This is a genomic window from Pseudonocardia sp. SID8383, from assembly GCF_009864975.1.
In the GTDB taxonomy this organism is placed as follows: domain Bacteria; phylum Actinomycetota; class Actinomycetes; order Mycobacteriales; family Pseudonocardiaceae; genus Pseudonocardia; species Pseudonocardia alni.
In genome coordinates, this window is the sequence record NZ_WWFY01001050.1 from 1 (window position 1) to 10,789 (window position 10,789).

At 72.1% G+C, this 10,789-nt stretch carries 13 protein-coding genes; 3 read left to right on the plus strand and 10 right to left on the minus strand.

Annotation, left to right across the window (positions count from 1 at the left end; genetic code table 11):
* Positions 1-112: 112 nt before the first annotated feature.
* The 9 genes from GTW08_RS25285 to GTW08_RS25320 form a co-directional block, all read right to left on the minus strand.
* The gene (locus GTW08_RS25285; RefSeq protein ID WP_073578077.1) at positions 113-1,657 is read right to left on the minus strand and encodes an alkaline phosphatase D family protein; all 1,545 of its coding nucleotides are present in this window, start codon (positions 1,655-1,657) and stop codon (positions 113-115) included.
* A 66-nt stretch (positions 1,658-1,723) separates the two neighbouring features.
* A complete protein-coding gene (locus GTW08_RS31230; RefSeq protein WP_157818505.1) occupies positions 1,724-1,870 on the minus strand; it encodes an MFS transporter small subunit in 147 nt (48 codons plus the stop codon).
* Complete coding sequence (locus GTW08_RS25290) at positions 1,867-3,249, minus strand: OFA family MFS transporter (protein ID WP_073578078.1); 1,383 nt, start codon at positions 3,247-3,249, stop codon at positions 1,867-1,869. Before GTW08_RS25290 ends, GTW08_RS31230 begins: the two co-directional genes overlap by 4 nt.
* 133 nt (positions 3,250-3,382) lie before the next feature.
* Positions 3,383-4,672 (minus strand): ATP-dependent Clp protease ATP-binding subunit ClpX, encoded by a 1,290-nt coding sequence (clpX, locus tag GTW08_RS25295; protein ID WP_020625701.1) that lies wholly within the window; start codon positions 4,670-4,672, stop codon positions 3,383-3,385.
* A gap of 170 nt (positions 4,673-4,842) precedes the next feature.
* Positions 4,843-5,505, minus strand: a complete 663-nt coding sequence (locus GTW08_RS25300; RefSeq protein ID WP_062404399.1) for an ATP-dependent Clp protease proteolytic subunit — start codon at positions 5,503-5,505, stop codon at positions 4,843-4,845.
* A 29-nt stretch (positions 5,506-5,534) separates the two neighbouring features.
* Entirely contained in the window at positions 5,535-6,131 is a 597-nt protein-coding gene (locus GTW08_RS25305) for an ATP-dependent Clp protease proteolytic subunit (RefSeq protein WP_062404398.1), read from the minus strand.
* 296 nt (positions 6,132-6,427) lie between these two features.
* On the minus strand, positions 6,428-7,873 hold the full coding sequence (gene tig, locus GTW08_RS25310; protein WP_161152638.1) for a trigger factor: 1,446 nt from the start codon (positions 7,871-7,873) through the stop codon (positions 6,428-6,430).
* 211 nt (positions 7,874-8,084) lie between these two features.
* Complete coding sequence (locus tag GTW08_RS25315; protein ID WP_073578080.1) at positions 8,085-8,402, minus strand: methyl-accepting chemotaxis protein; 318 nt, start codon at positions 8,400-8,402, stop codon at positions 8,085-8,087.
* A 73-nt stretch (positions 8,403-8,475) separates the two neighbouring features.
* The gene (locus GTW08_RS25320) at positions 8,476-8,649 is read right to left on the minus strand and encodes a CsbD family protein (RefSeq protein WP_073578081.1); all 174 of its coding nucleotides are present in this window, start codon (positions 8,647-8,649) and stop codon (positions 8,476-8,478) included.
* A gap of 72 nt (positions 8,650-8,721) precedes the next feature.
* Here GTW08_RS25320 and GTW08_RS25325 point away from each other — a divergent pair, with 72 nt between their 5' ends.
* The 3 genes from GTW08_RS25325 to GTW08_RS25335 are packed head-to-tail and all read left to right on the plus strand — an operon-like array spanning position 8,722 to position 10,327.
* A complete protein-coding gene (locus tag GTW08_RS25325) occupies positions 8,722-9,405 on the plus strand; it encodes an RNA polymerase sigma factor (RefSeq protein ID WP_346009970.1) in 684 nt (227 codons plus the stop codon).
* Positions 9,396-9,968, plus strand: coding sequence for a hypothetical protein (locus GTW08_RS25330; RefSeq protein WP_073578082.1), 573 nt, complete (start codon positions 9,396-9,398; stop codon positions 9,966-9,968). The genes GTW08_RS25325 and GTW08_RS25330 overlap by 10 nt, the downstream gene beginning before the upstream one ends.
* The gene (locus GTW08_RS25335) at positions 9,965-10,327 is read left to right on the plus strand and encodes an Asp23/Gls24 family envelope stress response protein (RefSeq protein WP_073578083.1); all 363 of its coding nucleotides are present in this window, start codon (positions 9,965-9,967) and stop codon (positions 10,325-10,327) included. Before GTW08_RS25330 ends, GTW08_RS25335 begins: the two co-directional genes overlap by 4 nt.
* 56 nt (positions 10,328-10,383) lie before the next feature.
* Here the strand turns inward: GTW08_RS25335 and GTW08_RS25340 are convergent.
* A partial coding sequence (locus tag GTW08_RS25340; RefSeq protein WP_202417670.1) for a (2Fe-2S)-binding protein occupies positions 10,384-10,789 on the minus strand: 406 nt, incomplete at its 5' end.

A 10,789-nucleotide genomic window follows, 5' to 3' on the forward strand; every position in this document is an offset into this window, starting at 1 on the left:
CAACAGGTGTGGGAGCCCGCCGGAGGGTGTGGACGCAGCCGGAGACGTCGTCGCACCCCGGCCGGGGTCGGCGCACCGCTGCCGGCCACGCCGGAGGCCGCGGACGCGGTCGTCAGGTCCGGCGCAGGGTGGTGGTCCAGAGGGAGGCGCCGGCCTGGTCGCGCAGGTGGACCTCCAGGGTCGTCCCGTCGGGGGCGACGTCGAGCTCCCCGAAGTGCTGGAACCCCTCCAGTGGGCTCGCCCCCTGCCGGGACGGTCCGCGCACGAACTCCGCCCGCGGACCGAAGGTCGGGTCGAGCTCGTTCGGACCGAAGGCACCGGCGTGCAGCGGGCCGGACACGAATTCCCAGAACGGGTCGAAGTCGGTGAACGCGGCGCGCTCGGGGGCGTAGTGGTGGGCGGCGGTGTAGTGCACGTCCGCGGTCACCCAGACCACGTTGCGGACCCTCCGCCGGCGAATCCCGGCGAGCACCCCGGCGATCTCGGACTCGCGCCCGCTCGGCGGCCCCGGCACCCCGTTGGCGACGGCCTCCCAGGCGGTGTCGCCGTCGGGCACCAGTACCCCGATCGGCATGTCCGAGGCGACGATCTTCCACGTCGCACGGGAGGACGCGAGCGCGTCGACGAGCCAGCGGGCCTGGGCCTCCCCCAGGATCCGCTCGCCGCGTCCGGTGTTGGCGGAGTTCGCGCTGCGGTAGGTGCGCATGTCCAGCACGAACACCTCGACGTGCGGGCCGAACGGCACCCGCCGGTACACCCGTCCGTCGACGGCGGTGCGTGGGTCGACCGGCTGCCACTCGTGGAACGCGCGGAACCCGCGGGCCGCGAGCACGTCCACCCGCTTCTCGGTGTAGCGCTCCCCCACCTCACCGGTGAGGATCTCCCCCGGGTACCAGTTGTTGGTGACCTCGTGGTCGTCCCACTGCACGATCTGACCGACCGAGGCGGCGAACCGGCGCAGGTTGTCGTCGCGCAGGTTGTAGGCGAACTGGCCGCGGAACTCGGTCAGGGTCTCGGCGACCTTCGCCTTCTCGGGCGTCATCTCGTTGCGCCACACCCGGCCGTCGGGCAGCGTGACGGTCTCGGTGAGCGGGCCGTCGGCGTAGACGGTGTCGCCGGAGTGCAGGAACAGGTCGGGGTCGCGGTCGGCCATCGCGGAGAAGATCCGCATGCCGCCGGTGGCGCGGTCGATGCCCCAGCCCTGCCCGACGACGTCGCCGGACCACTGGATCCGCACCGGCTCACCGCGCCCGGGGACCGCCCGGAAGGAGCCGGTCAGCGGCGCGCTCGCGGGACCGCCGTCGAGCGGCTCGGCGACGACGCGGTAGTGCACCCGCCCCCGCGTCGCCGGGACCCGCAGCTTCCCGGTGAGGTCGGTGTCCGGGGTCAGCACCGGGCCGGGGACCCGCAGCGCCCGCCGGAAGTCCGGCGAGCCCGCGACCTCCACGACCATCCGCGACGGCCGGTCGGCGCGCGTCCAGACGAGCCCGGAGCCGGGCCGGACGTCACCGGCGGCGACACCGTGGGTCAGGACCGGCCGGCCGGAGCGCACCAGGGCGGGTGCGGCCGCAGCCGCCCCCGGCAGGACGAGGGTCGCGGCGCCGGCGAGACCGCCGGCGGCCGCGGTGCGGAACAGGGAGCGTCGGGAGAGAGCCACGCCCGCCGTTCTAACCCGGACGAGTGATGACGAACCGGACCGTTCGGGTGAACGGCGGGCGAAGACTCAGCCGAACAGGGCGGGGATCTTCAGGACGAGCTCGTACAGCCCGTAGGCGAACGGCACGCCGACCCACACCCAGGCCAGGACGGCCCCGATCCACTGCACCGGCCCCCAGGTCGACGACCCGCCGGTCTCGGCAACGCTGCTCACGCGGTCTCCTTCTGGGTCGGGGTGCGGGCCGCCTGCGCGGACGGCTCGTGGTGCTTCGCGTCGACCGGCTTGATCAGCTCGTTGCAGACGAACGCGATGACCAGCAGCACGATCATGATGATGAACGCGGTCGTGTACCGGGCCGGGCCCTCGACACCGGCCTCGATCCGCGCGTCGGCGATCGCGTTGACGATCAGCGGGCCGAGGACGCCCGCGGTGGACCACGCCGTCAGCAGCCGGCCGTGGATCGCGCCGACCTGGTAGGTGCCGAACAGGTCCCGCAGGTACGCCGGGACGGTGGCGAACCCGGCGCCGTAGAACGACAGGATCAGCACCGCGGCGACGATGAACAGCGCCCGCGACTGGTTCGGGATCAGCGTGATCAGCAGGTACAGCAGCGCGCCGACGCCCAGGTAGATGCGGTACATGTTCTTGCGACCCAGCACGTCCGACAGTGACGACCAGGCGATGCGCCCGGCCGAGTTCGCCAGCGACAGGATCGCGACGAACCCGCCCGCCGCCGCGGCGAGGGTGGCGGTGGCCCCGTTCTCCGCGAAGAAGTCCTGGAAGATCGGCGATGCCCGTTCCAGGATGCCGATGCCCGCGGTGACGTTGAAGCACAGCACGACCCACAGCAGCCAGAACTGCGGCGTGCGGATCGCGGTGTTCGCCGAGACGTTGCCGGTCGAGATCATCCCGCTCTTCTTGGCCGTCGACGGGTCCCAGCCCGGCGGCGTCCAGCCCTCGGCGGGCACCCGGATGAGGATCCAGCCGACCGACATGAAGACGAGGTAGATCAGGCCCATCGTGAGGAACGTGGACCCGATGCCGGCCGAGGTGGCCCCGTCACCGGAACCGCCGAACGCCGACAGCAGCGAGTTCGTCAGCGGGGTCGCGATGAGCGCGCCGCCGCCGAAGCCCATGATCGCCAGGCCGGTGGACAGGCCCGGGCGGTCCGGGAACCACTTGATCAGTGTGGAGACCGGCGAGATGTAGCCGATGCCCAGGCCGATGCCGCCGACGAAGCCGTAGCCCAGCACGACCAGCCAGTACTGCTCGGCGTAGAGGCCGAGACCCGAGATCAGGAACCCGGCGACGAAACAGCTCGACGCGACGACCATCGCCCAGCGCGGGCCGTTGCTGTCGACCTTCGTGCCGAACAGCGCCGAGGACAGGCCCAGCATGATGATGCCGAGCGTGAAGGGCAGCGCCGTGGCGACGCCCGACAGGTCGAGTGCGTTCGCCAGCGGGGTCTTGAAGACGCTCCAGGCGTAGACCTGGCCGATCGCCAGGTGGATGGACAGCGCGGCCGGTGGGACGAGCCACCGGCTCCATCCGGGTGGAGCAACGATGCGCTCCCGCGTGAGAAATCCGGACATGTCGCCCTCCGTCGTAGTTGACGGAGCAACGCTAAGTAGTGCGGAGGGGTGCAGCAACCCGAGCGGGTCTCGAAACGACAACGCCGGTCCCACCTGCAGGTGGGACCGGCGTCGGGTCGGTTCTGGCCGCGGCTCAGGCCGAGCGGTCGCGGCGCTCCCGGCGCTGCGGCTGGCGCGGGACGATCGTCGGGTTGACGTTGTCCTTGACCGTCTGTGCCGTCACGACGACCTTCGCCACGTCGTCGCGGCTGGGGATGTCGTACATGACCGGGAGGAGCACCTCCTCCATGATCGCCCGCAGGCCACGGGCGCCGGTGCCGCGCAGGATCGCCTGGTCGGCGACCGCGTCGAGGGCGTCCTCGGCGAACTCCAGCTCCACGCCGTCCATCTCGAAGAGCTTGCGGTACTGCTTCACCAGGGCGTTCCGCGGCTCGGTCAGGATCTTGACCAGGGCGTCCTTGTCGAGCGAGGTCACCGAGGCGACGATCGGCAGTCGGCCGATGAACTCGGGGATCAGGCCGAACTTGATCAGGTCCTCGGGGAGGGTCTCGGCGAAGCGCTCCGCGGAGTCCAGGTCCTTCTTCGAGCGGATGTCGGCGCCGAAGCCGATACCGGACTGGCCGACCCGCTCGCCGATGATCCGCTCCAGCCCGGCGAAGGCGCCGGCCACGATGAACAGGACGTTCGTCGTGTCGATCTGGATGAACTCCTGGTGCGGATGCTTGCGGCCGCCCTGCGGCGGGACGCTCGCGGTGGTGCCCTCGAGGATCTTCAGCAGCGCCTGCTGCACACCCTCGCCGGACACGTCGCGGGTGATCGACGGGTTCTCCGACTTCCGCGCGATCTTGTCGACCTCGTCGATGTAGATGATGCCGGTCTCGGCGCGCTTCACGTCGTAGTCGGCGGCCTGGATGAGCTTGAGCAGGATGTTCTCGACGTCCTCGCCCACGTAGCCGGCCTCGGTGAGGGCGGTCGCGTCGGCGATGGCGAACGGGACGTTGAGCATCTTGGCCAGCGTCTGCGCCAGGTAGGTCTTGCCGCACCCGGTGGGGCCGAGCATCAGGATGTTCGACTTGGCGATCTCGATGCCGTCGGAGGCGTCGCCGCCCGCGGCACGGCTGCGCTCGCCTGCCTGGATGCGCTTGTAGTGGTTGTAGACCGCCACCGACAGCGTGCGCTTGGTGGTGGCCTGACCGACGACGTACTGGTCGAGGAACTCGTGGATCTCGGTGGGCTTGGGCAGCTCGTCGAGCTTGACCTCACCGGCCTCGGCCAGCTCTTCCTCGATGATCTCGTTGCAGAGATCGATGCACTCGTCGCAGATGTAGACGCCGGGGCCGGCGATGAGCTTCTTGACCTGCTTCTGGCTCTTCCCGCAGAACGAGCACTTGAGCAGGTCCCCGCCGTCGCCGATGCGTGCCATAGGTGTCGATCCCCAGTCCTGGTCCGGCGTTCTCGCGTCGCGCCCGTCGCCCCGTGCGGATTGACGGTACCTGCCCGCGGCCCGCACGGGGACCGGAAGCGGTGTCCGGTTCCCCGGCGGGTCGCCGGGCGGTCACCGGCGGCCGGAACCGGCCGCCGGTGACCCGGGTGTCACTTGCCGCCGGCGGTACCGGACAGCTTGCGGCTCTGCACGATCTCGTCGACCAGGCCGTACTCCTTGGCCTCCTCGGCCGTGAGGATCTTGTCCCGGTCGATGTCCTCGCGCACCTGGTCCGCGGAACGGTTCGAGTGCCGCGCGATGACCTCCTCCATCCGCTTGCGGATGCGGGAGATCTCCGCCGCCTGGATCTCCAGGTCCGACACCTGGCCGTACACGCCCTGCGTGGCCGGCTGGTGGATCAGGATGCGGGCGTTCTCGACCGCCATGCGGCGGCCCGGGGTGCCCGCGCACAGCAGCACCGCCGCGGCCGACGCCGCCTGCCCGAGGCAGACGGTCTGGATGTCGGGACGGATGAACTGCATGGTGTCGTAGATCGCCATCAGCGACGTGAACGACCCGCCCGGCGAGTTGATGTACAGCGAGATCTCGCGGTCCGGGTCGAGCGACTCGAGCACCAGCAACTGCGCCATGGTGTCGTTCGCCGAGGTGTCGTTGATCTGCTCACCGAGGAAGATGATGCGCTCCTCGAAGAGCTTGTTGTACGGGTTCGACTCCTTGACCCCGTAGCTGGTGCGCTCCACGTAGGACGGGAGCACGTACCGGGAGCGGGCCGGGTCCGGCGCCCAGCCTCCGGGGCCGCGCAGGTCGGTCATCGACTCCGGGTGGCGAGGGTCGAAGGTGCTCACTTGTCGCTCCCGTTCTGCTCGCCGATCCGCCCGGCGTGCGTCACGACGTGGTCGACGAAGCCGTAGTCCTTGGCCTCCGGCGCGGAGAACCAGCGGTCCCGGTCGGAGTCCCGCTCGATGGTCTCGACCGACTGACCGGTGTGCTGGGCGATCAGCTCCGCCATCTCCCGCTTGGTGCGGCGGAACTGCTCGGCCTGGATGGTGATGTCGGCTTCGGTGCCACCGACGCCCGCGGACGGCTGGTGCATCATGATCCGTGCGTGCGGCAACGCCGAGCGCTTGCCCGGGGTGCCCGCCGACAGCAGGAACTGCCCCATCGACGCGGCCATGCCCATCGCCGTGGTCGCCACGTCGCACGGGATCAGGTTCATCGTGTCGAAGATGGCCATGCCGTCGGTGACCGAGCCACCGGGCGAGTTGATGTAGAGCTCGATGTCCTTGTCCGGGTCCTCGGCCGCGAGCAGCAGCATCTGCGCCGCGATGCGGTTCGAGATCTCCGCGTCCACCTGCTGACCGAGCACGATGATGCGCTGCTGGAGCAGGCGGTCGTACACGGAGTCGGACAGCGACATCGCGCTGATGCCGGACCGCATCTGCGGCCCGGTGCCGCGGCCCGCGGACGGGCCGGTGTCCTGCTGGCTCACTTCACCCTGCTTTCCGAAGTCGGGCCCGCCCCCGTGGCGCGGACGCCGCGGGGAGAGGGTCCCGGAGTCTTCCTCTGGATCGCTCTCGGTTCTCCGGTGTCGGGTCTTGCGAACCCGTTCACGGTCCGGTTGGGGACCGGTTCGGGGCCGACCCTACGCGGAGCGGATGCCCCGCGTAGGGAACGACGCCCGATGTTCGCCGACAGCGCACGACGAGTCGTGCGGGACCGCGCGACGACTGCCGATCAGGCCTTCGCGTCGGCCTTGTCGGAGGTCTCGTCGGCGGTGGTGTCCGCGGCGTCGTCGGCGGTGTCGTCGGCACCGTCCACGCCGGTCGCGGGGATCTCCTCGACGGTGGTCTCGTCCTCGTCCGGCCCGAGCAGGTCGGACAGGTCGACGGCCTCGCCACCCGGCAGGGTGACGGTGGCGGCACGCACCGCGGTGATCAGCGCCTTGGAGCGGCGGACGTCCTGGTAGATCACGCCGAGCTGGCCGGCCTGCTGGATCTGCTGGACGAACTGCTCCGGGGCCATGCCGTACTGCTGCGCCTGGTAGACGATCCGCTCGGTGAGCTCCTGGTCCCCGACCGAGATCTCCTCGCGGTCGGCCAGGGTGTCGAGCACGAGGCGGTAGCGGACGGCCTTCTCGGCCTCCTCGCGCGTCTCGGTGTCGAACTGCTCGCGGGTCTTGTCCTGCGAGGAGAGGAACTCGCCGAACTTGTCCTCGTCGTGGTCGAAGGCGTGCACCGCGTCGTGGGTGCGGGTCTCGACCTCGGCGGCGACGACCGACTCCGGCAGCGGCACCTCGGTGTCCTCGACGAGCTTGTCCAGGAGACGGTCACGGGCCTGCGCGGCCTGCTCCATCCGCTTGGACCGGCCCAGACGCTCGCGCAGGTTCTCGGTCAGCTCGTCGAGCGTGTCGAACTCCGAGGCCAGCTGGGCGAACTCGTCGTCGGCCTCGGGGAGGTGACGCTCCTTCACGGTGGTCACCTTGACGGTGATCTCCGCATCCTTGTCGGCGTGCTCACCGGCGACCAGCTTCGAGGTGAAGGTCTTCTCCTCGTCGGCCGACATGCCCTCGAGGGCCTCGTCGATGCCGTCGATGAGACCGCCCTGGCCGACCTCGTAGGAGAAGCCGGTGGTGGTGGCCTCCTCGATCTCCTCGCCGTCGACGGCGGCGGAGAGATCGATCTGGACGTAGTCACCGGACTGCGCGGGACGCTCGACACCTGCCAGGGTGCCGAACCGGGCGCGCAGCTGGTCGAGCTGCTCGGTGACCTCGTCCTCGGTCACCTCGGTCTCGTCGACCTCGACGGTCAGGCCGTCCAGGTCGGGGAGGGTGATCTCGGGGCGGATGTCGACCTCGGCGGTGAACGCGATGCGCTCGCCGTCGGCGATCTCGGTGACCTCGATGTCGGGCCGGCCGATCGGCTTGACGTCCTCGGACGTCACCACGGCCTCCTGGTACTTCACCGGGATCGCGGCGTTCACGACCTCGTCCAGGACGGGGCCACGGCCGATCCGGGCCTCCAGGATGCGGGCCGGCGCCTTGCCCGGGCGGAAGCCGGGGATGCGGACCTGCTGGGCGATCTTCTTGTACGCGCGGTCGAAGTCGGGCTTGAGCTCGTCGAACGGCACCTCGACGTTGATCCGGACGCGCGTCGGGCTGAGGTGCTCGACGGTGCTCTTCACGGTGGAACTCCTTGGGCGGTACGAGTGCTGCAACGGGCCGCGGCTCGCGCGGCCCCCGGTCGGTGGCCCCGCCCGCCGGCGCCGGACGATCCCGGCTCTGCGCCGGGCGTCCCGTGCCACCGGCCGCCGGGTACGTGGGACGCGCCCGGTGACGGCGGGGCTCGCGCGAGTCTAGGCGAGCCCGGTCACCGTGCGACGGCCCGGGCGCGGGTCACGGTGCGACGGACCCGCACGGAGCCCCGCCCGCACCGACGTCGGCGACGGTCACGTCGACGGCCAGGGTGTCGTCACCGAGGACGGCACGGACCCGGTCGGCGACCTCGTCGGCGACCACGGCGAACGGCCTGCCCAGCCGCAGGACGACGGCGATCTCCACCGGGTCGGCCAGCCGCACACCCTGGACCCGGTGCCCGGGCAGGTACGACGCGATCGAGCCGAACGGGCCGCCGTCGAGCCGCAGCACCGACGGGTGGGCGAGCACGGCGTCCGCGACGGCCTGCGGGCCGGGTCCTGCGGCGGGGTCGGTCACGGCTCGGACCCTAGCCACACACGACGGCGGCGGCACCCCGCTGCGGGGTGCCGCCGCCGTCGTCGTGCGCGGGTCAGCTCGTGAAGGTGTCCTTGAGCTTCTCGCCGGCCTGCTTCAGGTTGCCGGTGGCCTGGTCCGCCTTGCCCTCGGCCTGCAGGTCCTTGTCGTCGGTGGCCTTGCCGGTGGCCTCCTTGGCCTTGCCACCCAGCTCCTCGGCCTTGTTGCTGATCTTGTCTCCGAGACCCATGGGGCTCACCTGCTTCCTGATCGCGTGTCCGGCGGGCGAGGGTGCGAGCCGGTCGCTACCGTCGCTGACCGGGTGGACTACCCCACCCTCCACTTCCCACACCCCGACGGGGCGTCCATGGCGAACGCACAGGTCAGCGGCCCACCGGCCGCCGGGCCCCCGGGCCCCGGCGTGCCGTCGGCACGGCCGGCGCGGGTGCCGTCGCGGGCCGCGCTGGACGAGACCACGCTGGTCGTCCGGGCCCAGGACGGCGACGTCGGCGCGTTCGAGGAGCTGGCCCGCCGTCACCAGAACGCCCTGTTCCGGGTCGCGGTCCGGGTGCTCGGCGACGCCACCGACGCCGAGGACGCCCTGCAGGACGCGCTCGTCGACGCCTGGCGGCGGATCGGCACCTTCCGCGGCGAGGCGGCCTTCTCCACCTGGATGTACCGGATCGTCACCCACCGTTGCACCGCGCTGGTCCGGCGGCGGCGACGGACCGAACCGCTCCCGACCGACGACGGGCCCGGCGCCCCGGCCGACGACCGCTCCCCCACCCCGGAGCGGGCCGCCGAGGTGGACGCGGAGATGGCGGCCCTGTCGCGGGCCGTGGCGTCGCTGCCGGAGGACCAGCGCACGGCCTGGGTGCTGCGGGAGCTGGAGGGGCTGGGCTACAGCGAGATCTCGCAGATCACCGGGGCGGGTGAGACCGCCGTCCGCGGCCGGATCCACCGGGCGCGCGGGGCACTGGCGGAGAGGATGCGGGCATGGCGGTAGAGAGGAGCGGGGCGGAGCGCGTCGAGCCGCTGGCCTGCGGCCGGGACGCCGCCGACGTCTGGGACCACGCGGAGGCGGGCGTGCTCGACGAGCACGAGCTGACCTGCCCGCACTGCATGCGCGCGCACGCGGACCACGACCGGCTCGGCGGGCTGGTGGCGCGGATGGCGGCCGAGCCGCTGCGACCGCCGCCGTCGGTGCTGGAGCAGGTGATGGGCGCGGTCGTCGCGGACCTGCGCCCGCACGAGCTGCTCGCCCTGGGGCCGGACGCCTGGCTGGGCAGGCCGACCGCGGAGGCGGCGCTGCGGCACGTCGTGGACACGATGGACGGGCTGCGGGCCCGTCGGTGCCGGATCGAGCAGCTGCGCGCCCCGGACGGTTCCGGGGACGACCCGGCCGCGGTGTGGGTGCGGGTGACCGTCGCGGCCCGGTTCGGGGTCGACCTCGCCTCGGTCACCGCGCGCGTCCGGCAGATGATGATCTCGGCAGGGGACCGCACCCTCGGCGTGCCGATCGCCGGGGTCGACATCCTGGTCGAGGACCTGTGGGAGGAACCGGCATGAGCGGGCGCACGACGGTCACCGTCTCCGACCTGGCCGTCGCACGGGTGGCGGCGCGGCGGGTCCGGCGGGTGCCGGGGGTGGCGGCGCTGATGGGCGACGTCGCGCAGACCCTGCTGGGGCTGGCCGCGGACTGGCTGCCCCGTGACCCGGTCCCCGAGGAACTGCGGGTGCAGGGCCTGGTCGCGTCGGTGCACGGGCACGAGGCCGAGATCCGGGTGACGGTCGGGGTGCGGTTCGGCACCCACTGCGCCGAGCTGGCCGAGCGGGTGCGCCGGGAGGTGACCGAGGAGGTCGCGACGGTCTGCGGCCTCGACGCCCGGGTGCGGGTGACCGTCGCCGACATCGCGCTGCCTGCCTGATCCCCTCCGCCCCCCCACGCGGTGTGCGCGGGAGGACCTGGTCCGGTGGGTCCGGATCAGGCCCGGCCGACGAGCACGCAGTCGCCGCAGGTCCCGCCGCCGGGGGCGCGGACGTAGAGGCAGCAGGAGCGGCGCCGGAACGCCCACTCGGTGTCCGCGTCGGTGTCGTCGAGGCGGAGCAGCCGGCCGGTGGCCCCCGACGGCAGCGGCCCGCGCAGCACCGGGTGGTCGGCGAGCGCGTCGAGCAGGGCCAGATAGCGGCGCCGGTCCGGGCGTCGCATGGCCTCCATCACCCGTGCCGCCCCGCCGATCGAGGACACGACGTTGCCGCGCAGCACCCGCGGCGACACCACGGCCCGGGCGGCGACGGCGGCGTACAGCGGATCGAGGTGGGTGGCGGCGAGCTCGCGGGCGAGCAGGTCCGCGGCGCCCGCCGGGTCGTCGGCGACGTCCGGGGTGGCG